This window comes from Streptomyces sp. NPDC005963, from assembly GCF_040638655.1.
Classification (GTDB): Bacteria; Actinomycetota; Actinomycetes; order Streptomycetales; family Streptomycetaceae; genus Streptomyces.
This window is the reverse complement of sequence record NZ_JBEXVD010000009.1, coordinates 81,765-105,697: the sequence shown is the minus strand read 5'-3', so window position 1 is coordinate 105,697 and position 23,933 is coordinate 81,765. Positions and strand designations below refer to the sequence as shown.

Below are 23,933 nucleotides of genomic sequence, written 5' to 3'. Positions count from 1 at the left end.
GCTGCGGCCTGCCAGATGTGGTCCCCGCACGCGCGGGGGTGGTCCGTACTGCGGACGGCAATGGCACATGCCGGAGGAATGGTCCCCGCACGCGCGGGGGTGGTCCGTCGAAGATCGGAATGCGCAGCCGGCGCGTTCGGTCGTCCCCGCACGCGCGGGGGTGGTCCGAGGACAAGCCGTTGAACCGATGGCGGGACAAGGTCGTCCCCGCACGCGCGGGGGTGGTCCGAGGACAAGCCGTTGAACCGATGGCGGGACAAGGTCGTCCCCGCACGCGCGGGGGTGGTCCCCCCTCGGCCGGCCCCAGCGTCGCGTCCCGTGCGTCGTCCCCGCACGCGCGGGGATGGTCCGGTCCCCATCGTGGACTTCAGCCAGCTCGACAGGTGGTCCCCGCACGCGCGGGTGGGCCCCGGTCGTGTGGGTGGGGTGGTGACGACCGGGGCCCGGGAGCGGGTGAGTGGCCGCTCCCCTTCCTCGGGCCGGTGACGACCGGGTCCGGACCGAGGGGTGCCCGCTCCTGTGCGGTCCTCCGCAGCGTCGGGGACGCTGCCGCAGGGAGCGGGGGTGTGTGGTGGCCCGCCCGACTCTCCGCCCCTCAGCGGAAGTCGGGCGGACCGGTTGACCGCCCCGCATGATGAACCCGCGAATCGAAGTGGCCGGGTATTCAGGGGGCGGACATCTTCAGCGCTGGTACCGGACCAGCATCAGCAGCAATGCAGTGGTCCCCAGGAATCCGCCGAGGAAGAAGAGGGCGACCGCGTACGAGCGGAGTCGTTTCATGTGGTCACCCCTGGATCGTGTACGGGGCTGATGCCCTCGGTCGGTCCCACGGAGATGCTTCGAACAGGGTCCGGTGACACCAACGGTGACCAGCCGTGGGCAACTGCTTCCTGACCCGGGTGAAGTTCCCGTCTCCTCGATTTACTAGCCATGTGGCGCCCCGAGACCGTCCTGGCAGCCCCATGTCGAGTGCCTGCGGCTCTGCGCGTTCGCTTCGGTCAGAGCTGGCCGAAGTTGGTCAACCACGCTGGCGGGCCGAAGGTCCGCTTGCACAGCGGTCCACTCGACACCGCCTTCGGGTGGACGGAGCGCGTAACGAACACCCTGAACACCCGCACTGATGTCCATGACCACCCCCAAAGCCTTCTCAACGGTGTCGAATACCAGGTCTCCAACGCCGAGTTGGGGCGTCTCCGCTACCTTCTTGCCAGACATGGGCAACTCCTCTCCGTAGTGGAATCACTACCAGGAGGCACTAGCGTGGCTGAGGGGCGCACAGCCTTCAACGTTCCAAATCGGGAGGACACATTGGTAAACCGCAAGGAGTTGAACCCCGACGCAAGTCCGGAGGCGGCGTACGGTGCACGTGTCCGCAGTTCACGCGAGGCGCGCAGTTGGACGCAAGATGAACTCGCCGCGTTGGTCGGGTACTCGGGCCGACACATCTCGGCAATCGAAACCGGGCGCAAACCGCCAACCCTGCGCTTTTCGCGCAGCTTAGACACCGTCCTGGGGCTCGACGGGACCGCAGATGCGTTCGAACGTGCCTGGGGAGAGATCCGGCGCGGGTCGTTGCTGGAGGGCTTCCCGGAGTACGTGGGATATGAGGCCCGCGCGGTGGAGATCCGACTGTTTGAGTCAGGTCTGATCCCTGGTCCGCTCCAGACGCGGGAGTACGCACAGGCGCTGGCTTCAAGCGCGGTCAAACGTGGCGTCATCAGCAGTGAACAGGCCGATGATCGGGTCTCGTTCCTCATAGAGCGTCAAGCGGCGCTGGTGCGCACACTGCCGCCGCTGGTGATCGTGGTGTTGGACGAGAGTTGTGTCCGTCGACCTATTGGTGGCACTGCTGTGATGGACGCTCAGTTCGCTCGGCTGGTGGAGTTCGCGGAGCAGCCGAACACCATGCTCCAACTCGCCCCTTACTCGATCGGTGAGCAGCGTGCCTTCGACCGAGCAGTGAATCTATTGACGCTGCCGGATAGGTCGTTGGTCTCCTACGTTGAGTCGCAGACGCAAGGGCATTTGGACAGAGCCCTCGCCTCCGTTTTGCCACTGATGAGGGCCTACCATCAACTACAGGCCGTGTCCCTGTCGCAGACAGCGACCGTGGACACCATCCATCAGCTAAGAAGGGCACTTTGCGATGAATGAGCCCGAGACCCTGAACTGGGTCAAGTCCTCCCACAGCAACAACGGCGGTACCTGCGTCGAGTGGGCGCCGGCGAAGGCGATGTCGACCGGTGTCGTCCCCGTGCGTGACAGCAAGCGCCCGAACGGTCCCGTTCTGATGGTTTCCGCTTCGGCGTTCGCCGGGCTGGTCACCCTCGCACGGTCCGCGAACCTCTAGAACCGCACCGCTCCGGGCCCCGCCGCTCCCATCCTCCGGAGCGGCGGGGCTCACCCGAGTTCCGTGCAGGTTCGCCTTGATGTCTGATGCGACCGCTTGCCCGTTTGATGCCCGCTAGCATCAGACGAGGTGCGTGTGTTGGGCTGTACGACCGGAGATCGGGCGTGGTTGGGTCCGGAGTCCAACTGAATGAAATCGTCCATGATCGCTAGAAGCGCCGCAGGTCAGGAAGTGTGGTCCCCGCACGCGCGGGGGTGGTCCGTCGTCTGCACCGAGACCTACACCTGCTCGCACGTGGTCCCCGCACGCGCGGGGGTGGTCCTCACGAGGGGACTCAAAGTCACCCCGTGCTGATGTGGTCCCCGCACGCGCGGGGGTGGTCCTCCACGCTGCTCTAGATCGCGATATGCCTGATGGTGGTCCCCGCACGCGCGGGGGTGGTCCGGGGCAGTGAGTACGGAAGACGTCCCACACAGAGTGGTCCCCGCACGCGCGGGGGTGGTCCCTTGACCGCCGTGGGGTGGCTGCCGTGCTCTCGGTGGTCCCCGCACGCGCGGGGGTGGTCCTCAGTTCGCGACGTCGGCGCAGTCGATCACGGTGTGGTCCCCGCACGCGCGGGGGTGGTCCGTGGGCGCGAGACGCACGGCTGGCTGGTCGGGAGTGGTCCCCGCACGCGCGGGGGTGGTCCGCCGGCCAGCTGCGCGACCTCCTGCCAGCGGGCGTGGTCCCCGCACGCGCGGGGCTACCCCTCGCCGACCCACCCCCGCGAACACCGCCCTACCCCGCCCCTCCCTACCTCCCTGTGCTTGGCTGGACCGCAGCCCTCCCCACCCCAGCTCACCCCACTCCCCCCGGAGCCCCCATGCACCTCCTCATCCTCGGCGGTACCACCGAGGCCCGGCAGCTCGCTGAGCAGTTGCATGAGGCGAGCCAGCAGGCGAGCCAGGAGACGGGCCAGCAAGAGACCCGGTCCGTGGCCCGGTCAGTGGCCCAGTCAGCCGGGCAGGAAGGGCTGGCCAAGCTAGAGGTCACCAGTTCGTTGGCCGGGCGGGTGGGGCAGCCGCGGGTGCCCGTGGGGGAGGTGCGGGTTGGGGGGTTTGGTGGGGTGGAGGGGATGGTGGCCTGGGTGCGTGAGCATGAGGTGGGGGGCATCGTCGATGCGACGCATCCTTTTGCCGAGAGGATCAGCTTCAATGCCGCCCGGGCCGCCGCCATCGCCCGCGTACCGCTGCTCGCGTTGCGGCGGCCCGGTTGGACGGCCGGGGAAGGGGATCGGTGGCACTCCGTGGGGTCGTTGGCGGAGGCGGCCGAAGTGGTGCCGCGGCTTGGGGGGCGGGTGTTCCTGACCACCGGGCGGACGGGGCTCGGGGCGTTCGCCGGGGTGGACGGGGTGTGGTTCCTCGTGCGGTCCGTCGATCCGCCCGAGGCGCCGGGGCCGCCGCGGATGGAGGTGCTGTTGGACCGGGGGCCGTTCACGCTCGACGGTGAACGGGAGGTCCTGCGGCGGCACCGGATCGATGTGGTGGTGACCAAGGACAGCGGGGGTGCGGCGACCGCGCCCAAGTTGGCCGCCGCGCGGGAGGCCGGGTTGCCCGTGGTGGTGGTGCGGCGGCCTCCCGTGCCCGAGGGTGTTGCGGTGGTGGGCGCGTCGGAGGAGGCCGCCGCCTGGGTGGTTCAGCTCTGTGCCGGCTCCGGGGCCTCCGGGTAGCGGCGCGGGGTCCACACGATCTCCGTACCGCCACCGCGCCGGACCGTCTGGGTCTGGGACGAGCCCACCAGCAGGACCGTGCGCATGTCGACGTCGGCCGGGTCGAGTTCGCCGAGCGGGACGATCCGTACGGACTCCTCCGGGCCGCCGATGTCACGGCCCAGTACCACCGGGGTCTGTGGGGAGCGGTGTTCCAGGAGGAGGTCCCGGGCCTTGCCGACCTGCCAGGTGCGGCTGCGCGAGCCCGGGTTGTAGAGGGCGAGCACCAGGTCCGCAGCCGCTGCCGCGCGCAGGCGTTCGGCGATCACTTCCCAGGGCTTGAGCCGGTCGGAGAGGGAGATCGTGGCGTAGTCGTGGCCGAGGGGGGCGCCCGCGCGGGCCGCTGCCGCGTTGGCGGCGGTCACCCCCGGGAGGACCCGTACCGGTACGTCGGTGTACTCGGGCTGCGATGCCACTTCCAGTACCGCCGTGGCCATCGCGAACACTCCGGGGTCGCCGCCGGAGACCACGGCCACCCGGCGTCCGCGTGCGGCGAGTTGGAGGGCGAATTCGGCGCGTTCGGCCTCGACGCGGTTGTCGGAGCCGTGGCGCTGCTGGCCGGGGCGTTCCGGTACGCGGTCCAGATAGGTGGTGTAGCCGACGAGGTCATCGGCCGCCGCGAGGGCGCCCCGGGTCTCGGGGGTGAGCCACAGGGGCCCGGCGGGGCCGGTGCCGACCACGGTGACCTCGCCGGTCGGTGTGGTGCGTACGGGTGCGTCGGGCATGGCGCCGATCCGGCTGGGCAGCACGGCGACCGAGAAGTACGGCACCGATTCGGCCGCGATGTCGGCGAGGAGGCCGGTGCGCTCGTCGGGCATGGTGGCGCGTTCGACATAACGGGCCTCGTGGAGCCGGTCGGTGCGCTCCAGGGCGCTCCGCACCTTCGTGAAGGTGCGGCCCAGCTTCATCACGACGGCCGAGTCGGTCGCCGCGAGACGGGCCGCCAACTCCTCCTCGGGGAGGGTGCCGGGCAGGATGGTGAGCACCTCGTCGGCTTCGACGAGGGGCTCTCCGAGCCGGGCGGCTGCCGCGCTGACGGAGGTGACCCCGGGGATGACCTCGGTGGGGTAGCGGTGGGCGAGCCGCTTGTGCATGTGCTGGTAGGAGCCGTAGAAGAGCGGGTCGCCCTCGGCGAGCACGGCGACCGTGCGGCCGGCGTCGAGATGGGCCGCGAGCCGGGCTGACGCCTCTTCGTAGAAGTCGTCGAGGGCGCCGCGGTAGCCGCCGGGGTGGTCGGTGGTCTCCACCGTCAGCGGATACATCAGCCGTTCCTCGATGTGGTCCGCGCGGAGGTGCTTCGCGGCGATCGAGCGGGCGATGGAGCGGCCGTGACGGGCCGAGTGGTAGGCGACGACGTCGGCGGCGGCGATGACTTCCACCGCGCGCAGGGTCATCAGCGAAGGGTCGCCGGGGCCGAGCCCGACGCCGTAGAGCTTGCCGGGGGCGGCCGGGGCACCTTCAGCGATGCGGCTGTGGGCGTCGTTCACGTTCACTCTTCCTCGCTGGCGATGGCGTTGAGTGCGGCTGCGGCCATCGCGCTGCCGCCGCGTCTGCCGCGTATCACCAGGTGTTCCAGGCCGGACGGGTGGTCGGCGAGGGCGTCCTTGGATTCGGCGGCGCCCACGAACCCGACCGGTACGCCGATGATCGCGGCCGGGCGGGGTGCGCCCTCCTCGATCATCTCCAGCAGGCGGAAGAGGGCGGTGGGGGCGTTGCCGACGGCGACGACGGCGCCTGCCATCCGGTCCCGCCACAGTTCGAGTGCGGCGGCACTGCGGGTGGTGCCCAGTTCGGCCGCCAGTGCGGGGACGGTGGGGTCGGAGAGGGTGCAGATCACCTCGTTGTCGGCGGGGAGTCGTTTGCGGGTGACTCCGCTGGCGACCATGGCGACATCGCAGAGGATGGGGGCGCCGGCGCGCAGGGCTGCGCGGGCCTGTGCCACCACCTGGGGCGTGTAGGAGAGGTCGCGCACGAGGTCCACCATTCCGCAGGCGTGGATCATCCGTACCGCGACCTGGCTGACGTCGGCCGGCAGTCCGGTGAGGTCGGCTTCGGCGCGGATGGTGGCGAAGGACTGGCGGTAGATCGCCGGTCCGTCCTTCTCGTACTCGTACACGGTGTGGTCTCTCTTCTGCGGGGACGGGGAGGTCATCGGGGGCGGCGGGCGTGGGCCACGGTGTGGGCGAGGGCGGCGGGGGAGCTGTCGGTGGGTACGGCGGTTCCCAGCATGACGGGGGGCGGGTCGCCACAGATGCGGGTCACCCGGAATCCGCCTTCGGGGGTGGCGAGGGCGTCCACCCAGTCGCCGGACGGGCGTCCACAACGGCGTTCGCAGCCGGACCAGTAGATGGGCAGCGGTGCCGAGGCCCTGGCGGGGGTGGGCAGTTCCAGGGAGACGACGGCGCTGGCCATCGCGCGGACGTCGGCCAGCGACTTGGCGCAGCCGGGTGTGCCGATGCAGGCGCCGACGCCGGTCCAGGGGGAGTTGGCGGCGGTGATCAGTCCGGTGGTGGCCAGTGTGGCGAGGAGGGTGGCGGCCTGGTCGTCGGGTACGCCGGTGACGATCACCGAACGCCAGGGGGTGAGGCGCAGTTCGCCGCGGGGAGTCCGCCGGGCGGCGGCGATGAGGTGTTCCCACTGGGGGCGGGTGAGTCGACCGAGGGGGACGCCGAGCGAGAGGGCGACGGGGATGGAGACCGGGTTCGCGGGGCGGTGCCGTTCCGATGGTGCGTCGGGGGGCGGTTGGGGGACCGGTGTCGATGGGGCGACGGTTCCGCGCTGGTGTTCCGATATGCCGTTGACCTGGTGTTGGGGGCTCGGCCGTCGGGTGACGATCCCGTACGGCGGTGGTGTCGCGGTCTCCCGGCGGGGAAGTCGTCGGATGCCCGTCACGGTGATGCCCGCGTCCGCGAGTCGTGCCGGGGTCTGTTGCCGGAGCCGGGCGCCGTGGTCCGGGAGGTCCCGTATCCGCCAGATCTTGGCCTCGGGTGTGAGATCGGCCGCATCCAGGAACGTTTCAGCACAGAGCAGCGCGGCCCGGGGACCGTCATCGGCGCGGGCCAGCAGCAGTACGTCGTCGGTGTCGCCGATCCGCAGTGCTGCCGTACGGCCGTGGTGTGCGGGGCCCTCAGTGGTCGCCGTGGTCGCCGTGGTCATCGGCAGTGGCAGCGGCAGCGGCACGTCGAGCAGAGTCACATCCGCGCGCAGGGCGTCCACGTCCTGGCGCCCGTCGTCCAGTGCGAACAGGAACCGCCCCGACAGGGCCGCCGCCCGGGGGCTGCCGCAGAGCAGGCCGTCCAGCGCCCACAGCCACTTCCGTACGACGTCCCCGGACCGCGACCCCGACCCGGACCCCGACCCGTCCAGTCCGGCCAGCGGTGACGCGACCACATTGCGCACCCGCTCATGGGTCGTGGACGGCAACAGGCCGGCGTCCGTGAGGAGCTGGGCCAACTCGCCGCCGCACTGTTCGCCGAGCCCGCGCAGTTGCACATTGCCCCGGGAAGTGAGGTGCAACTCGCCGTCGCCCAGCCGCTCGGCCGCGAACAGCAGCGCCTCGGCCTGCGCCGGGCCCAGCACACCCCCAGGTATGCGGATCCGGGCCAGCGCTCCGTCGTCCGCCCGGTGCAGCCGCAGGGAGCCGGGGCAGGCGTCACCGCGCACCCCGGAGGGGGTCGTACCGGTGGCGCCGGCTCGGGCCGGGCGGGGTGAGGTGGGCATGTCGGCGAGCATACCGACCAGTCATGACCGTCATTTGGGACGGTATGAGCCACGGCAGTAAGACGGTATGAACCGCACCGAATAGGCGACCCTTACTATTTCGGGGACGGGCCACCCGGTCCGGCAACGCAGAAGGCGACAGTGGAGGAAGCCCGGTGTGAACCCGGCGCGGTCCCGCCACTGTGAGCCGGCCGGACGAAGGCAGTCGTCGGGGCGGCGAGTCAGGAACTCCCGTCGCCAGACACCGCCCGGGGCGTGGACACCCCGAGGAAGGCCCGATGCCGTATGCCGCACGCACCGAAGACCCCTTCGACCGATGGACCGACCAGCCCGCCGAACTCCCCCGGCGACGCCCCCGACATCGTCCTGTTGTCGACGTCCGACACCGATCTGCTCAGTGCCCGCGCCGCGGGCGGCCCGGTCGGCTTCCGCTACGCCAACCCCTCCCGCACCGCCCTCGACGACCTGCCCGCGCTGCTCGAAGGCGCCGGGCTGGTCGTCGTACGACTGTTGGGCGGGGTCCGTGCCTGGGAGGACGGGCTCGACCGGATTCGCGCCAGTGGTCTGCCGCTGGTGGTCCTCACCGGTGAGCAGGCGCCCGATGCGCAGTTGATGGCCGCCTCCACCGTCCCCATCGGCATCGCCGCCGAGGCACACGCGTATCTCGCCCACGGCGGGCCGGCCAACCTGGAGCAGTTGGCGCGCTTCCTCTCCGACACGGTCCTGCTCACCGGCCACGGTTTCGACCCGCCGGCGCCGGCGCCCTCCTGGGGGCGGCTGGAGCGCCCGTCCGGCAGCGAAAACGGTGCCGGGGACGGTGCTGCGGACGGCCCCACCATCGCCGTCCTCTACTACCGCGCCCACCACATGAGCGGAAACACCGCGTTCGTGGACACCCTGTGCGGTGCGATCGAGGCCGCCGGCGGCCGTGCGCTGCCGCTGTACGTGGCCTCGCTGCGGGCACCGGAGCCCGAGTTGATCGAGGAGTTGCGGGCGGCCGAGACGATCGTGACGACCGTGCTCGCCGCCGGCGGCACCCGGCCGGCCGAGGCGTCCGCCGGCGGTGACGACGAGTCCTGGGACGCGGGTGCGCTCACCTCGCTCGACGTACCGATCCTCCAGGCCCTGTGCCTCACCGGGTCGCGCGCCGACTGGGAGGAGAACGACGAGGGCGTCTCCCCGCTGGACGCGGCCAGCCAGATCGCGGTGCCCGAGTTCGACGGGCGTCTGATCACCGTGCCGTTCTCCTTCAAGGAGATCGACGCCGACGGGCTGCCGGCCTATGTCGCCGACCCGGAACGCGCCGCCAGGGTCGCGGGGATCGCCGTGCGCCACGCCAGGCTGCGCCGCATACCCGCCGCGGACAAGCGCCTTGCGCTGGTCCTGTCCGCCTATCCCACCAAGCACTCGCGCATCGGCAACGCGGTCGGCCTCGACACCCCCGCCAGTGCCGTCGCCCTGCTGCGGCGACTGCGCGCCGAGGGCTATGACTTCGGCGCAGAGGACGTGCCCGGGCTGGCGTCCGGCGACGGCGACGAGCTGATCCGGGCACTGATCAACGCGGGCGGCCACGACCGGGAGTGGCTCACCGAGGAACAGTTGGCCCGCAACCCGGTCCGCATCCCCGCAGCCGACTACCGGCGCTGGTACGCCACCCTCCCCGAGGAGTTGCGCACCGCCGTGGAGGAGCACTGGGGGCCGCCGCCCGGCGAGATGTTCGTGGACCGGTCCCGCAACCCGGAGGGCGACATCGTCCTCGCCGCCCTGCGGCACGGAAACCTGCTGGTCGTCATCCAGCCGCCGCGCGGCTTCGGCGAGAACCCCATCGCGATCTACCACGACCCCGACCTGCCGCCCTCGCACCACTATCTGGCCGCCTACCGCTGGATCGCCACCCCCGACGCCGAAGGCGGCTTCGGCGCCGATGCGATGATCCACCTCGGCAAGCACGGCAATCTGGAGTGGCTGCCCGGCAAGAACGCCGGACTGTCCGCCGCCTGCGGGCCGGACGCGGCCCTCGGCGATCTGCCGCTGATCTACCCCTTCCTCGTCAACGACCCCGGCGAGGGCACCCAGGCCAAGCGTCGGGTGCACGCCACCCTGATCGACCACCTCGTACCGCCGATGGCGCGTGCCGACTCCTACGGCGACATTGCGCGCCTGGAGCAGTTGTTGGACGAGTACGCGCAGATCTCGTCCATGGACCCGGCGAAGCTGCCCGCGATCCGCGCCCAGATCTGGACGCTGATCCAGGCCGCGAAGCTCGACCACGACCTCGGGCTCGCCGACCGTCCCGACGACGACGGCTTCGACGACTTCCTCCTCCACGTCGACGGCTGGCTGTGCGAGGTCAAGGACGCCCAGATCCGCGACGGGCTGCACGTCCTGGGCCAGGCACCGGCCGGCGCCGACCGGGTCAACCTGGTGCTGGCGATCCTGCGCGCCCGCCAGATCTGGGGCGGTACGACCGCACTGCCCGGGCTGCGGGAGGCGCTGGGGCTCGATGAGTCCGCGGCGACCCGGACCACCGCCGACGAGGCCGAGGCGAAGGCCCGCGCCCTGGTGCAGGCGATGGACGACGCGGACTGGGACCTCGCGGCCGTGCCCGCCGAGCACGGTCAGCAGGTCGCCGACATCCTGCGGTTCGCCGCCGGCGAGGTCGTGCCCCGGCTCGCAGCGACCACCGATGAGATCGACCACACCGTGCGCGCGCTGAACGGCCGTTTCGTCCCCGCCGGGCCGTCCGGTTCGCCCCTGCGCGGACTGGTCAACGTGCTGCCGACCGGCCGCAACTTCTACTCCGTCGACCCCAAGGCGGTGCCGTCCCGGCTCGCCTGGGAGACCGGGCAGGCGCTCGCCGACTCGCTGCTCAACCGCTACCGCACGGACAACGGGGACTGGCCCACGTCGGTGGGTCTGTCCCTGTGGGGTACGAGCGCGATGCGCACCGCGGGTGACGATGTCGCCGAGGCGATGGCGCTGCTGGGCGTCCGGCCGGTCTGGGACGACGCATCGCGGCGGGTCACCGGACTGGAGGCCATCCCGCTGGCCGAGTTGGGCCGGCCGCGCATCGATGTGACCCTGCGCATCTCGGGCTTCTTCCGGGACGCCTTCCCGCATGTGATCGGGCTGCTCGACGACGCGGTCCGGCTCGCGGCATCGCTGGAGGAGGGCGCCGACGACAACTTCGTCCGCGCGCACACCCAGGCCGACCTCGCCGAGCACGGCGACGAACGCCGCGCCACGACCCGGATCTTCGGGTCCAGGCCGGGGACGTACGGGGCGGGTCTGCTCCAGCTCATCGACTCGCGCGACTGGCGTACGGACGCCGATCTCGCGGAGGTCTACACGGTGTGGGGCGGCTATGCCTACGGCCGTGAGCTGGACGGACGGCCGGCGCGCGCCGAGATGGAGACCGCGTACAAGCGGATCGAGGTCGCCGCGAAGAACACCGACACGCGGGAGCACGACATCGCGGACTCGGACGACTACTTCCAGTACCACGGCGGCATGGTGGCGACCGTGCGCGCACTGCGGGGCACCGCCCCGGAGGCGTACATCGGTGACTCGACCCGCCCGGAGACCGTCCGGACGCGCACGCTGGTGGAGGAGACCTCACGGGTCTTCCGGGCGCGCGTGGTCAACCCGAAGTGGATCGAGGCGATGCGACGCCACGGCTACAAGGGCGCGTTCGAACTGGCGGCGACCGTCGACTACCTCTTCGGGTACGACGCGACGACGGGCGTGGTCGCGGACTGGATGTACGACAAGTTGACCGAGACGTACGTGTTGGACGAGCAGAACCAGGAGTTCCTGCGGCAGGCGAACCCCTGGGCGCTGCACGGCATCGCGGAGCGTCTGTTGGAGGCGGAGTCGCGGGGCATGTGGGAGAAGCCGGACCCGGCCGTCCTGGCGGCGCTGCGGGAGGTGTTCCTCTCCACCGAGGGCACCCTGGAGGACGAGGCGGAGGCGGCGGGCGGCGACGCCTGAGCCGACACCGGTCCGGACGGCCCCTCGCGGGGACCGTCCGGACCCGTCGACCGGGGGTGGACGGCTACCGCTCGTTCCGCCAGCGCGGGCGCCGGGCGTTGGTGAACGCCCGCAGCACCCATTCGACCGGCCCGTACGCATGACGGTCCAACCACCAGCGGCTCACCACCAGTTGCACGGCGAACAGGGTGAGGGCGATCAACACCGCCGTGGCCGGGCCCACCCGTCCGACGAGGGCGAAACCGAAGCCCGTGAACAGCACGGCCAGCACGAGCGACTGGCTGAGGTAGTTCGTCAGCGCCATCCGCCCGGCAGGCGCCAGCGCCCGACCGATCGCGGCGCCACGGGTGGTCCTGATCAGTTGCAGCACGGTCGCCGCGTACGCGGCGGTCAGCAGCGGGGCCGTCAGCAGATCGACGGCGACCGCGAACGACAGGTACTCCACCCCCTGGGTCCCCTGCGAGGCCCAGGCGTAGAAGACGGCACCGGCCAGTCCCACCGGGAAGCCGATCCACTGGAGCCGCCGCAGCAGGGTGCGGTGCGCTGACACGTTCGCCAGCAACTCCTTCTTGCCCGCGGCGAGTCCCACCAGGAACGCGGCGAGTGCCGCCGGCCCCTGGAGCAGGACGATGATCAGCAGGACGTCCGACAGCCTGGCCAGGTTCTCGCCGATGACGGACGCGGGGTCGCCGCGCAGCGCGGCCAGGGTGTCCTGGATGCCCGCCGCGGTCTCCGGGGTGTCCACGGAGGCACCGCCGTCGAGCCAGATCAAGAAGCCCAGCAGCAGATACAGCAGTGCCGTGATCCCGAACAGCAGGAACGCGGTACGGAGCGCCGCTCGCGGCCGGGTGCCGCGGGCGGCCAGCAGGATCAGCCCCAACAGGGCGTACGTGGTGAGGATGTCCCCGGGGAACAGCACCACCGCGTGGAAGACGCCGATCGCGAACAGTCCGGCACAGCGGCGCAGGAAGCGCGAGGTGAACCGGGCGCCGCCGCGTTCGGCGGACCGCATCTGCAAGGTGAAGCTGTAGCCGAAGAGGAAGGAGAAGAGCAGGTAGAACTTGGACTCCAGTAACACCACGGTCAGATGGAGTGCGCCACGGTCCAGCGGACCGTCGAAGCTGGGGTCGTGCACGCCTTCCAAGCGGTGGGCGGAGGCGATGAACGTGATGTTGACCAGCAGGATGCCGAGCAGCGCGAAGCCGCGGAGCACGTCCACGTCCGCGATGCGCCCGGCCGGGTCGCGTACCGTCCGGGGGCTCGTTCCCCGCGCTGCCGGGAGGCCGGGGACCTCCTGTTCTCGTGGAGTGCCGTCCGTTGTCGGGGGAGTGCCTTCCGTCGCATCGTCCGTCGGCGACCGTTCGTCTGCCGTGTGACTCATGCCGGGGCCTTTCATGGGCTGGGGCCGCCCGGGTAAAGGGGGCGGCGGGCGGTGGGTTGGGCGGTGGGCCGGTGGTGGGTCCGTGGTGGGCCGGTCAGGAGGACGCACGGGTGACCGGGATACCTGTCCGGGCAGGCATCCCGGTCGTTCGATGGGGGCGATGGGCGGCAGCGGGTGTTCGGTGGGCGTGATGCGGAAGCTCGGTGCTCCCGTGCGGGTTTCCGTGCGGTGCTCCCGTACGGTGTTTGCGTCCGGTGCCGACATCGAACACGGCCCGTGCGGTTCGGAGCATCGAACACGGTCCGCTGCCACTCCGGAAGGGCTCATCCTGCGGCCCGTTGCCGCCAGGGGTTCACCCCGGGGGCGGGGAGGGTCTGCCGGGAAACGCGGTGGCTGTGGGACCATGCCCCCTTCATGGCGTAGCGCGGTGGCGGGGGGAGTACGTACGTGTCCCTGGTGGTCTGTGTACACGGCATCGGCCAACAGTTCGGTGGCGAGGACGAACAGCACAAACGCTGGTTCCCGGCCATGAACGACGGCCTGCGAAGGGCCGCCCGTCCGGTGCTCGACCCCGAGGACGTGTCCTGCGCGTTCTACGGCGACCTCTTCCGACCGCCGGGCCGCCGGCTCGCCGGCACCCTGCCGCCCTACGACGCGTCCGATGTCGCCGAAGGGCTGGAGAGCGAACTGCTCCTCGCCTGGTGGGAGGAGGCGGCCCGGGTCGATGCGGCCGTGGTGGCGCCGGATGCGCGCACCCTGGCCCGCACACCGCACGTGGTGCAGCGGGCCCTGGACGCCCTGAGCCGGTCGTCGTTCTTCGCGGACGTCGCCCTGCGGGCCCTGATCGCCGACACCAAACAGGTCCGCGCCTATCTCACCGACGCATCGGTGCGCGCCGCCGCACAGGACCGACTGGCCGCCGCCGTCACCCCGCGGACCCGGGTCGTGGTGGCCCACTCCTTGGGCAGTGTGGTGGCGTACGAGACGCTCGCCGCGCACCCCGAGTGGGCGGTGGACACCCTGGTCACCCTGGGTTCGCCGCTCGGCATCCGCCATCTCGTCTACCATCGGCTGCTGCCGGGCGGCGGGGCGTGGCCGGGCCCGGTGCGGCACTGGACCAACATCGCCGACGCCGGTGATGTGGTGGCCCTCGTCAAGGACTTGGCCGGGCCGTTCGGCCCCCGGGTGGAGAACCATCTCGTCCACAACGGTGCGCGCGCCCATGACGTGGAGCGCTATCTGAACACGGCGGAGGCGGGACGGGCCGTGGGGCGCGGCGTCCACGGAGACTGAGGGGTGATGGCCGAGGGACCGGAGGCGGACGGCAGCGCGCCCGAGGACGACGGGTCGGCGCCACAGGACGGCGCCGAGCCGCGACGGTTCCTGATTGCCACCGCCGTCCGCTCGCTCGCCAACGCCCCCGACTACGACGTCCCCGAACTGGCCGACGACGTCCGGCGGATGGAGGAGCTGTTCCTTGGCGACCTGCGTTACCAGCGGGGTGCGGAGCTGGGTCTCGACCCCACCCGTGGGGAGTTCATCGGCGCGCTGCGGAGCTTCGCCAGGGCTGCCGACCGGCGCGCTGACGACCATCTCGTCGTCTACCTCGCCTGCCACGGTGCCGTGACCCTCGGCAGCGGTCTGCACCAGCTGATGCTCGCCGACACCGACCCCGCCGACCTCCCGCACACCGGACTTCCCCCGACGGACATCGCCCGCGCCCTGTGGGAGGAGACCGGCTTGCGCCGTGTGCTGATCTTCCTCGACGCCTGTCACTCGGGCGCCGCGGCCGACAGCATCATCGACGCCGCCCATGTCGCCCGCCAGTACGCCGGGCCTCGTGGCGCGTCCCCCGGCAGTGAGGCGCTGATCGTCGTCTCCTCGTCCCGGCGCAAGGAGGAGACCTCGCCCGGGGTGCTGACGAACGCCCTCGTACGGGCCGTGCACGCCTCGTCCACGGCCGGCCACGTGCCCGCGTTCCTCTCCGTCAACACGGTGCTCGGCGCCATGTCCGGCGACCCGGCCATCCCCGAGCACATGAACCTGAAGTGGGACGTCGCCGATGCCTCGCTCGCCCTGCCGCCCTTCCTGCCCAACCCGCGGCACGTGCGCGGTACGGAAGGCCGCAGGCTCGACGAGATCGACCGGCTGATCGAGCAGAACGCCCGACAGGACGCCCAGCGGGCGGAGGAGTTGCGCGTCCACTTCTTCCCGCGGGCCCGGGGCACGGACGTGCCCCACGACGACGTCTGGCACTTCACCGGCCGACACCTCGCCCTGCGCGAACTCGCCGACTGGTTGCGTCCCGAACGCGCAGCCGAGCGGCTGACCGTGGTCACCGGTGATCCCGGTTCGGGCAAGTCCGCACTCCTGGGCCTGGTCACGGTGGTCACCGACCCCGACTACCGGCCGGCCGTGCCCCGGGACGCCCTCGCCCTGCCCGACGACTGCCTCCCGGCCGCGGGCACGGTGCACACCGCCGTCCTCGCCAGTCACCGCACCACCCGTGAGGTCCTCGACGCGCTCGCGGCGGCGGCCGGGCTGGTCGCCCGCTCGGCCGGCGAACTGATCACCCGGCTCCAGGGGCGCACCACACCCCTGGTGGTGATCGTCGACGCCGTCGACGAGGCGGTCGACCCCGACGCCCTCATCCGCGATCTGCTGGGCCCCCTCACCGATCCCTCGCTCGACCTACCGCTGCGACTGGTCCTGGGCGCACGCCGACAGATCGTGGAACGCCGACTGCCGGACGCCCTCCGCATCGACCTCGACGAGGACCGCTACACCGACCCGCAGGCGGTACGGGCCTATGTGACCAAGCTGCTCACCGCCCCCGCGTCCGCCGTCGCGGGCCATCCCGCCCAGCAGGTCGACGGCGTGGCCGAAGCCGTCGCGGAAGCCGCCGGACGCTCCTTCCTGGTCGCCAGGATCACCGCGCTCACCCTCGCCCGCGACCTCGAACTCCCCGACCCCCTCCAACTGGCCTGGCGCGCCGAACTGCCCCGCTTCCCCGGCGAGGCGATGGAACGCGATCTGCGCCAGCGCCTCGGCGAACAGACCACCAGGGCCCGCGACCTCCTGCTCCCCCTGGCCTTCGCCCAGGGCGCGGGTCTGCCCTGGGCGGGGCTCTGGCCCCGACTGGCGAGCGCGGTGAGCGGCCGACCCTACGGGGACGCGGACATCGCCTGGTTGCGCACCCACGCCGGCTCCTATGTCGTGGAGGGCATCGAGAACGGCGAGTCGGTCTACCGCATCTACCACCGCGCCCTGATCGAACACCTCCGGGAGGGTCAGGACGCCGAACGGGTCCAACGCGCCGTCACCGACACCCTGATCGCGGTCGCCGCCGACTGGGCCCACCCCTACGTACGCCGCTACCTACCGCTCCATGGGGCGCAGGGCGGCCGACTGGACGAACTGGTCCACGACGCCTCGTTCGTCCTCTCCAGCGATTTGGAGCAACTCCTCGCCGCCCTGCCCGCCCTGCGCACGCCGGACGGACTCGCCGCGGGCCGGGCGGTCCGGTCCGTATCGGACGCCCTGCGGGAGGCCCCCGGGGAGCCGGAGACCCGGGCCAAACTGCGCTGGGCGGCGGTCTGCCACCGTGCGGAACGGCTCGGCGCCTCCTGCGACGCGTCGGGACCGATGCCCTGGCGCACCCGGTGGGCCGCATGGAACACGGAACAGGAGAACTGGCGCTTCACCGCACCCGAACTGGGCCTGGACTCGGGGGCGGTCGTGCTGTCGGCACAGGGACTGGCCCACGTCAGCATCCAGAACCGCAACGAAACCGTCCGTTGGGACCTGGGCACCGGTGTGCGACACGACCTCTCCCCCGTCTTCCAGTCGGGCCCGCAGACCGCCCTGGTGTGGGGGACCGCGGAGTTCGAGGTGCCCGCGATGGCGGTCATCGGTGGCTCACGGTTCGACGTACAGCTCGACGTTCAGCCCCGGGACTTGGGCGTCGCCGACCCCCACCACACCCTGGAGATAAGGGACGTGGACTCGGGCAACTCCGTCATCGTCCGCATCCGCAAGCCCGAACATGGCGCGGGGGGAGCGGTGGTGGAGTGCGCCGTCATCCCCGAACTGGTGGTGCTCAGATACGCGGACGATTCGATCGTCGAGTGGGATGTTCCGCACGATCTCAGCGTGTCCAGGAGCACCTTGCGACAGGGCCAGCCGGCGGCGCCCCCGTTCGCACCCTCCGCGCACCGCTGTGTCGCCGTACGGCTGCCCGACCCCTGTATCGTCCTCGCCGTCGACGACCGGGTGCTGTTGTGCCGGGCCACGGGCGAGCCGACCGAGCTGCGCCCCGGACACACCGTCGACTGTGCCACCGGAGTCCATCCCCACCCGCTGGGACCGCTGTTGGTCACCGGGGGTACGGACGGCAGCGTACGGGTCAGCGCGGTCGCATCCGGGCAGCCGGTGCGCACCCTGCTCGCGGGCGGCCCGCCGGTGGCGGCCGTGAGCGCGCTGCGCGTCGGCCGGCAGTGGCTGGTCGTCGCGGTGACCGACAACGGCACCCTGCACCGCTTCGACCTCGACACCGGCCGTCGTCTCGGCAACCCCCGGCGCGTGGGTCGCGGCGGCCCGGTGCGTACGACCACCGGCCCGCTGGACGCCCACCACTCGGTCGTCGTCGTCCACGGTTCGGGGCGCGGGGTGCAGATGTACGACGTCGTCACCGGCGAACGGATCGGCGGCCATGTCTCCACGGGCGAGGTGACCGCCCTGTACGAACTGCGCGGTGAGCAGCCCGCGGTCTGTGTCGGGGGGCGTGACGGGCTCATCAGGGTCGTCCACTCGGGCCCCACCGCCGACACCGTCCTCGTCCCCGCACACGGCGGGAAGGTGCTCGCCCTCGGAGGTCTGGACGTCGGGGGCGAGGAGGAAGCGCTCATCAGCGTGGGCGACGACCAGCAGGTGCGCTGTTGGCAGCCGCGGACCGGTGACGAACTCTGGACCAGTCGGATCACCGCCGACGACCGGTGGCAGGGGCCCACCGCGATGTGTGCGGCGGTTCACTCCTGCCCCGACCGAACAGCGGTGGTGGCCATCGGCGGCGCCTCCGGGACCCTCCTCACGCTTCGACTGGCCGATGGCACCGCCGTCCACGAAGCCGCGCCGCAGTGCGACACCATGATCACGGCGGTCTGTGCGGGGGTGGTCGGGGACCGCCCGGTCACCGTCGGGGCGACCACGAACGGAGGGATTCACTGCTGGGACGTGGACGGAGACCGATGGCTCACCCACTGCACACCCCCAGCGCCCGACCTGACCGACCCGACCACGGGTGACGCACCCACGGGTGACCCCCGGTGGATCACCAGCCTCGCCCTCGCCCCCGACGGCTCCGGCATCCTCGTCGCCGGTACCGAGGACGGCACGCTCCTGCGCTTCGACCTCCCGTCGGGGCGGGCGCACGGCCCGGCCCACCGCGGCCACCGCACCCGAGTGACGTCCCTCGCCTTCATCGACGACGGACAGGGCACGACCACCCTGGTCAGCGCATCCGACGACCGTGCGGTGACCGACTGGGACATCGGTACGGGCACGTTCGTCGAGCGGGCGACGGTACGGGCGGTACCGGCCGTCAACGTCCTCGCCGCGCGTGCGGTCGCCAACGGCGGTACGCACACGGTCCTCGGCGGCGACGATAGTGGCACGGTCAGGGTCGTGTGGCGGTTCTGGAAGGACCCGGCCTGGCGCATCGACGACCTGGTGGAGCACACCTGGCCGCCGGCCGCGGTCTGCGCGGGACCATCGGGCCAGATCGCCATCGGTGGGATGCGGGGCGACCTCCAACTGCGCGAGATCACCACCGGCCGACTCCTGGCCCGGCTGCGCTCCGTCAGCGACCGTCCGATCCGGGGGCTGGCGGGCTTCCGCACCCCGGCGGGTGATCGGTATCTGGCATCGCTCAGCAGTAGCGGAATCGTGGAGCTATGGGATCTGGCCTCGGCCTCCTTCCGCGAAGCGGGCCGCGCGCTGCCGACCTCACCGGCCTTCGGTGAACTGAGCACGCTCCACGGGCCGGACGACGTCACCCTGCTGCTGTCCATGCGGCAGGGTCTGGAAATCCACGGCCATCGGTTCTCCGCGGACCGCAGCACCCTGCCCACCGAAGGACTCCCGAGCCTGCTTCCCACACCGACACCGACCACAGCACCGACCACAGCACCGGCAGCGGCACCAGCACCCCGTACGGGCCGTGTGTACGAGGGCGTAGCCCTGCGCTGGCCCCTGGTCCTGGACGGCAGAAGGCTGCTGTTCGTCCAACACGAACAGGGCGACATCAGCCTCCATGACCTCGACACCCACCAACGGTCACGGCGGTTCCGCCTCGCGTCGGACACCGAACTCGTCCGAGTGGTCGCCCTGCCCGACCGGCCCGAACCTGCCGTCCTGGTGTGTGCCCGATCGCGCACCGAGGTCTATCGGATGGGCACGGTCCTTGACTCCTTCGACGAGACCCGGCGCGTGTTCCGCCGCTCGGGCCTCTTTCCGCAGGCCCGCAAAGCGCTGACACCGGAGTGCGGTTGGCCGGCCAAGAGCCGCTGGGGAGGCGGATTCGTCGGCGTCCTGCCCGGCGGGCGCAGCTATGTGAGCGAAGAGAACGGACGCCTGTACGTGCACCCCCTGCCCGGGCTGACCGGGCTGACCGGGCTGACCGGAGCATCCGGGCAGCCCGGAGAGTTCGGTGACGCCGGTGAGAGCGAAGGGGAGCGGCGGGAGATCGTACTGCCGTTCACCGTACGGGCCGCAGCACTCGGCCCGGCCGGCGAACTGGTCGTGGCCGCACCCAACGGGGTGGTCCTGATCGACCCCCTGGACCGGGCGGACCCCGCGACCTGAATCCTTCCGAATCCTTTGGCCGTGGTCGTGCCTCTTATGCATGTGCGGACGACAGCGTCGGCACCGAAAAGTGGAGGCATCGTGATCCTTGGTCTTTCCCTCGCCGTCGCCGCCGTGCTGCTCTGCGTGTGCACGGTCGTCGTACTGCGCCGTCGAGGACGCACCCGTGGCTGACTCCCCCTGGCCCGGCCAGCCGTTGATCTCCGCGGCGCAACAGGGCGACTCCGAGGCCACCGCCGCGCTGGTGTCCGGCTCGCACCCGCACGTACGGCGGTTCGCCCATTCCCTCTGCGCCACCCCACAGGACGCCGAGGACGCCGCACAGGAAGCCCTGATCATCCTCTACCGGAAGATCGGCATGTTGCGGGCGTCCGGGGCACTCGCCTCCTGGATGTTCCGCATCGTCCGCAATGAGTGTCTGCGCAGGACCAGACTGATGCTGCGCCACCACGGGCCCGTACCGGACGCGGTGGTGCCCTCGTTCGAGGAGGACGTGTTCCAGCGTCTGGAGGCCGGCCGGGTGGCCGCGGCGATCACCGCGCTCCCCCTGGACCAGCGACGGGTGCTGATCATGCGGGACGTCCAGGGCCTGAGCGGACGGGCGACCGCCGAAGCTCTGGGGTTGAGCAGCGCGGCGATGAAGTCGCGGCTCAGACGGGCCAGGGAGTCCGTCCGCACCGCACTTGCGGCCACCGAGGGCGAGGGCCGGGGAGGTCGGCATGGTTGATCTCGCGAGCCGTCGCACCACCAGCCCGACCACCCCTGCCAGCCCGACCAGCCCTGCCACCCCCGCTGGCCCTGCCGGCCCGGGGAGCTTCGCCAGCAGCTCCCTCACCCGTCACCTTCTGAGGGGCGCGGTGGGATTCGGCGGGCTGGCCGGAGCGGTTCTGCTCTTCCCTCTGGTGGGCTGGGCCAGTCTGCTGCTGGTGCCCGTCGGCCTCCTGGCGCTGCGCGGCTGCCCGATGTGCTGGACGATGGGGTTGATCCAGACGCTCTCGATGGGCCGGCTCCGCCGATCCTGCACGGACGGCGGCTGCGCACTGACCCCCGCGGAAGCGCCGCCTCCGGCGGCGGCCGACCGCTCACGGCAGCACCCGCCCCGGGCAGCGGTCAGGGGCCGATGACCCCCCGATCATGGCCCTTCGGCCCCTGGCAGCCCCGGCTGATCGGTATGAGACTGGAGAGTGGGACGGTCACCGCCCGCCCGGTGTGCGGGCGGGCCACAGCGGCCGAATGCGCTGTCCGTCCTCGCCGACCGCCCGGGAGCCAAGGCGGTCGGGCACCGAAGTGGAGATGGGAGCGCAGTGATGAACGGACCGGTCGTCGTTGGGGTGGACGGCTCGAAGTCGAGTCTGGAAGCCGTTGATGCGGCAGCACGCGAGGCCCGGATTCGCGGGGTCGGACTGCATGTGGTGCACGCGTTCATCTGGCCGAAGATGCATGTGTCGCTCGGCCCTTCGCCGATGGGACCGCCCGACGGCGGTCTGCGCAACATCGCCGAACGCGCGCTGAACGAAGCGGTGGAGCGCGCCCGCGCCGCCGCACCCGATGTGGAGATCACCCAGGACCTGATCACCGGCGAAGCCCTGACCGTACTGGAGCAGCAGTCCCGCAAGGCGTCGCTGGTCGTCGTCGGCAGCCGGGGCATGGGCGGCTTCATCGGTCTCCTTGTGGGCTCCACGGCGGTGCACCTCGCCGCCTACGGCCGCTGCCCGGTACTGATCGTCCGCGGCACCCCCGACCCGGCCGGGCCCGTGCTGCTCGCCGCAGACGGCTCCCCGGCTGGCGAGGCCGCGGTGGGCTTCGCCTTCGCCGAGGCGTCGATGCGCGGCGCCGAGTTGGTGGCCCTGCACGCCTGGGGCTCCTGGAGCGAGCGCGGCGATGACGACCCGGGCCACCCGGACAACCTGGTGGACGGTCTCGACCGGCTCCAGAACACCGAGGAGCGGGTGCTCGCTGAGGCCCTGTCGGGCTGGCAGGCCAAGTACCCGGACGTGACCGTACGCCGCGAGCTGGTGCGCAGCCGTCCGCGTCAGGCGCTGCTCGAAGCGAGCGGTGGCGCGCAGCTGCTCGTCGTCGGCGCCCGTGGTCGCGGCGGTTTCACCGGGCTGCTGCTGGGTTCGGTGAGCCAGGCCGCACTGCACCACGCGAACTGCCCGGTCGCCGTGGTCCGCGCCGGCCAGATGGACGAGGACTGACCGGCCAGATCGACGAGGGCTGACCGGCCGGTACGCGCTTCACCGGCACTGACCTGCCCCACGGCCCCACGGCCCCACGGTCACTCGGCCCCACGGTGTGAACACCGTGGGGCCGAGTGCTGTCACCGGCACGGCTCAGTGGATGAGCCGGAAGCTCCGCCAGGGCTGGGCCCGGGGCGCGGTCACGTCCGACGACATGGTCGGTACGTAGATGGAGTCGCCGCCGGAACAGTCGGCGGTGGGATACAGGACGATGTCGACGAGGCTGCCGTTCTCGACGGTGACGGCACCATCGGACGCCAGCTTGTGACAGCCGCGGACGAGCGGGCTGTGGATCGTCACATGGTTGTCCTGCGTCGTGTCGTAGGAGACGGGACCCACGGCCGTCCGGCCGAGGCCGGAGCAGCCCGCGACGGTGAGGGTCAGCAGCGCTGCTCCGGCGGCGCCGGCGAGCCGCCGGGTGAGGATCACGGACATGGGCGGGGTCCTTGTCTGTGCGGGAGTCCTGCTGAAGATCACCTTGCCGGGTTCCCGGGGGAGCGGCATCCGGTGTGCGGCTGCCCGGGGTACACGGGTGCGGCCGGGCGGCCGTGGATCCGAGCACCGGGAGCGCACACGGGCGCCGGTTCCTGCTCCCCTATCAAGATCATAAAACTGGTTATCACGTAATTTTCACTTCACTGCACAACCTTTTCCCCATCTCTCGGGTCGGATCTGCTGAGTCAGCAGACTCAGACAGACCTAGGGCCCCTGGTGACGCTCCTGTCGCGTCCCGGCAGCGGCCCCATGCATTGGGAGATACATGCGCATTCGTGCTTCTGTCGCAGTGGTGACCGGCGCTCTCGCCCTCACCGGTCTGGCAGTTCCCATGGCGCACGCGGACGACAAGCCGAACGCGTGGAACGCCCCCCGTTCGGGTGCCACGACCTTCGCGGCCGGTGCTCCGACCATCTCGAACGTGGTGACCAACGGTGGCAAGGCCATCGTCGTCGGCACCACCGCCAAGAAGGTCGTGAAGGTCACGTACACCGTGAGCGACCCGGACGGCGTGGGCTACGCCGATGTGGCGCTGTGGCGCGGGTCGAACTGGGACTCGCCCACCGCGTTCCTGATCACCGACGCCCTGGAGGCCAGCTGCGGCACCGGCACCAAGGTGACCTGCACGTCCACCTTCACCATTGACCCGAAGCTGGACCTGTGGAACGACCAGGCCGGTACGTGGAAGGTCGCTTCCTACGTCGCTGACAACAACGGCGCCGGTGTGGAGCGGACCAACGTGGGCTCGGCCGTCATCCAGCGTGCCTCCAAGGTCACGGTGAACGCAGCACCCGAGCCGGTCACCAAGAACAAGACCATCACCATCACGGGTTCCCTGACCCGCGGTAGCTGGGACACCGGCAAGTACGTGGGCTACGGCAGCCAGTCCGTGAAGCTCCAGTACCTCAAGAAGGGCACCTCCGCCTACACCACCGTCAAGACCATCAAGGCGGACAGCAAGGGCAACCTGAAGACGACCGTCAAGGCCACGGCCGACGGTTACTACCGCTACGTCTTCGCCGGTACGTCGACCACTGCGGGTCAGACCGCCGTCGCCGACTACATCGACGTGCGTTGACGGATTGAGCTCGTGTGGGCCCGCCGGGGGGCGTACCCCTGACGGGCCCGTACGGATGCCGGTCATCGGTC

The 23,933-nt window shown here is 71.2% G+C and carries 15 protein-coding genes, 2 CRISPR repeat arrays and 1 riboswitch (1 of these 18 only partly in view); of the genes, 10 read left to right on the top strand and 5 right to left on the bottom strand.

What is annotated here, in order from left to right; all coding sequences use genetic code 11:
- Positions 1–411: a CRISPR direct-repeat array (repeat unit 25 nt; unit sequence GTCCCCGCACGCGCGGGGGTGGTCC) (it extends 288 nt beyond the left edge of the window).
- A gap of 897 nt (positions 412–1,308) precedes the next feature.
- The 3 genes from ABZ348_RS15365 to ABZ348_RS15355 all read left to right on the top strand — a co-directional run bounded on the left by ABZ348_RS15365 (position 1,309) and on the right by ABZ348_RS15355 (position 4,058).
- Entirely contained in the window at positions 1,309–2,154 is an 846-nt protein-coding gene (locus ABZ348_RS15365; RefSeq protein WP_358933338.1) for a helix-turn-helix transcriptional regulator, read from the top strand.
- Positions 2,147–2,350 (top strand): DUF397 domain-containing protein, encoded by a 204-nt coding sequence (locus ABZ348_RS15360; RefSeq protein ID WP_358933131.1) that lies wholly within the window; start codon positions 2,147–2,149, stop codon positions 2,348–2,350. Before ABZ348_RS15365 ends, ABZ348_RS15360 begins: the two co-directional genes overlap by 8 nt.
- 233 nt (positions 2,351–2,583) lie before the next feature.
- A CRISPR array of direct repeats spans positions 2,584–3,099; the repeat unit is 28 nt; unit sequence GTGGTCCCCGCACGCGCGGGGGTGGTCC.
- A gap of 113 nt (positions 3,100–3,212) precedes the next feature.
- Complete coding sequence (locus ABZ348_RS15355) at positions 3,213–4,058, top strand: cobalt-precorrin-6A reductase (protein WP_358933129.1); 846 nt, start codon at positions 3,213–3,215, stop codon at positions 4,056–4,058.
- Here the strand turns inward: ABZ348_RS15355 and cobJ are convergent.
- The 3 genes from cobJ to ABZ348_RS15340 form a co-directional block, all read right to left on the bottom strand.
- Entirely contained in the window at positions 4,025–5,491 is a 1,467-nt protein-coding gene (gene cobJ / locus ABZ348_RS15350; RefSeq protein ID WP_358933336.1) for a precorrin-3B C(17)-methyltransferase, read from the bottom strand. The two genes, ABZ348_RS15355 and cobJ, sit on opposite strands and share 34 nt — an antisense overlap.
- Positions 5,492–5,586: 95 nt before the next feature.
- Complete coding sequence (locus ABZ348_RS15345) at positions 5,587–6,213, bottom strand: precorrin-8X methylmutase (protein WP_358933128.1); 627 nt, start codon at positions 6,211–6,213, stop codon at positions 5,587–5,589.
- 32 nt (positions 6,214–6,245) lie between these two features.
- A complete protein-coding gene (locus ABZ348_RS15340; protein ID WP_358933126.1) occupies positions 6,246–7,829 on the bottom strand; it encodes a cobalamin biosynthesis protein CobG in 1,584 nt (527 codons plus the stop codon).
- Between the two features lie 78 nt (positions 7,830–7,907).
- Positions 7,908–8,068, top strand: a riboswitch (cobalamin riboswitch).
- Positions 8,069–8,102: 34 nt separating this feature from the next.
- On the opposite strand from ABZ348_RS15340, the gene cobN reads away from it, so the two are divergent.
- On the top strand, positions 8,103–11,807 hold the full coding sequence (gene cobN, locus ABZ348_RS15335; RefSeq protein ID WP_358933125.1) for a cobaltochelatase subunit CobN: 3,705 nt from the start codon (positions 8,103–8,105) through the stop codon (positions 11,805–11,807).
- 64 nt (positions 11,808–11,871) lie between these two features.
- Here cobN and ABZ348_RS15330 read toward each other — a convergent pair whose 3' ends face one another.
- Positions 11,872–13,188: a DUF418 domain-containing protein gene (locus ABZ348_RS15330; RefSeq protein WP_358933123.1), complete on the bottom strand. Its 1,317-nt coding sequence runs from the start codon at positions 13,186–13,188 to the stop codon at positions 11,872–11,874.
- Between the two features lie 447 nt (positions 13,189–13,635).
- Here ABZ348_RS15330 and ABZ348_RS15325 point away from each other — a divergent pair, with 447 nt between their 5' ends.
- From ABZ348_RS15325 to ABZ348_RS15305, 5 genes are all read left to right on the top strand, one after another.
- Positions 13,636–14,481, top strand: a complete 846-nt coding sequence (locus ABZ348_RS15325; RefSeq protein ID WP_358933121.1) for a hypothetical protein — start codon at positions 13,636–13,638, stop codon at positions 14,479–14,481.
- Positions 14,482–14,487: 6 nt separating this feature from the next.
- The gene (locus ABZ348_RS15320) at positions 14,488–20,049 is read left to right on the top strand and encodes a caspase family protein (protein WP_358933119.1); all 5,562 of its coding nucleotides are present in this window, start codon (positions 14,488–14,490) and stop codon (positions 20,047–20,049) included.
- A 166-nt stretch (positions 20,050–20,215) separates the two neighbouring features.
- Positions 20,216–20,776, top strand: a complete 561-nt coding sequence (locus ABZ348_RS15315; RefSeq protein ID WP_358933118.1) for a sigma-70 family RNA polymerase sigma factor — start codon at positions 20,216–20,218, stop codon at positions 20,774–20,776.
- Entirely contained in the window at positions 20,769–21,173 is a 405-nt protein-coding gene (locus ABZ348_RS15310; RefSeq protein WP_358933116.1) for a hypothetical protein, read from the top strand. Before ABZ348_RS15315 ends, ABZ348_RS15310 begins: the two co-directional genes overlap by 8 nt.
- Positions 21,174–21,356: 183 nt before the next feature.
- On the top strand, positions 21,357–22,247 hold the full coding sequence (locus tag ABZ348_RS15305) for a universal stress protein (protein WP_358933114.1): 891 nt from the start codon (positions 21,357–21,359) through the stop codon (positions 22,245–22,247).
- Between the two features lie 135 nt (positions 22,248–22,382).
- On the opposite strand, the gene ABZ348_RS15300 is transcribed toward ABZ348_RS15305, so the two are convergent.
- Positions 22,383–22,724, bottom strand: coding sequence for a hypothetical protein (locus ABZ348_RS15300; protein WP_358933112.1), 342 nt, complete (start codon positions 22,722–22,724; stop codon positions 22,383–22,385).
- Between the two features lie 352 nt (positions 22,725–23,076).
- On the opposite strand from ABZ348_RS15300, the gene ABZ348_RS15295 reads away from it, so the two are divergent.
- Positions 23,077–23,862 carry a calcium-binding protein gene (locus tag ABZ348_RS15295; RefSeq protein ID WP_358933111.1) on the top strand — a complete coding sequence of 262 codons (786 nt, stop codon included), beginning with the start codon at positions 23,077–23,079 and terminating at the stop codon, positions 23,860–23,862.
- Positions 23,863–23,933: the final 71 nt, after the last annotated feature.

Bases quoted from the DNA above. Each gene is read 5' to 3' on its own strand.
- ABZ348_RS15360 (WP_358933131.1), top strand. From the start codon at position 2,147: ATGAATGAGCCCGAGACCCTGAACTGGGTCAAGTCCTCCCACAGCAAC.
- ABZ348_RS15355 (WP_358933129.1), top strand. From the start codon at position 3,213: ATGCACCTCCTCATCCTCGGCGGTACCACCGAGGCCCGGCAGCTCGCT.
- cobJ (WP_358933336.1), bottom strand. From the start codon at position 5,491: ATGACCCTGCGCGCGGTGGAAGTCATCGCCGCCGCCGACGTCGTCGCC.
- ABZ348_RS15340 (WP_358933126.1), bottom strand. From the start codon at position 7,829: ATGCTCGCCGACATGCCCACCTCACCCCGCCCGGCCCGAGCCGGCGCC.
- cobN (WP_358933125.1), top strand. From the start codon at position 8,103: ATGCCGCACGCACCGAAGACCCCTTCGACCGATGGACCGACCAGCCCG.
- ABZ348_RS15330 (WP_358933123.1), bottom strand. From the start codon at position 13,188: ATGAGTCACACGGCAGACGAACGGTCGCCGACGGACGATGCGACGGAA.
- ABZ348_RS15320 (WP_358933119.1), top strand. From the start codon at position 14,488: ATGGCCGAGGGACCGGAGGCGGACGGCAGCGCGCCCGAGGACGACGGG.
- ABZ348_RS15310 (WP_358933116.1), top strand. From the start codon at position 20,769: ATGGTTGATCTCGCGAGCCGTCGCACCACCAGCCCGACCACCCCTGCC.
- ABZ348_RS15305 (WP_358933114.1), top strand. From the start codon at position 21,357: ATGAACGGACCGGTCGTCGTTGGGGTGGACGGCTCGAAGTCGAGTCTG.
- ABZ348_RS15300 (WP_358933112.1), bottom strand. From the start codon at position 22,724: ATGTCCGTGATCCTCACCCGGCGGCTCGCCGGCGCCGCCGGAGCAGCG.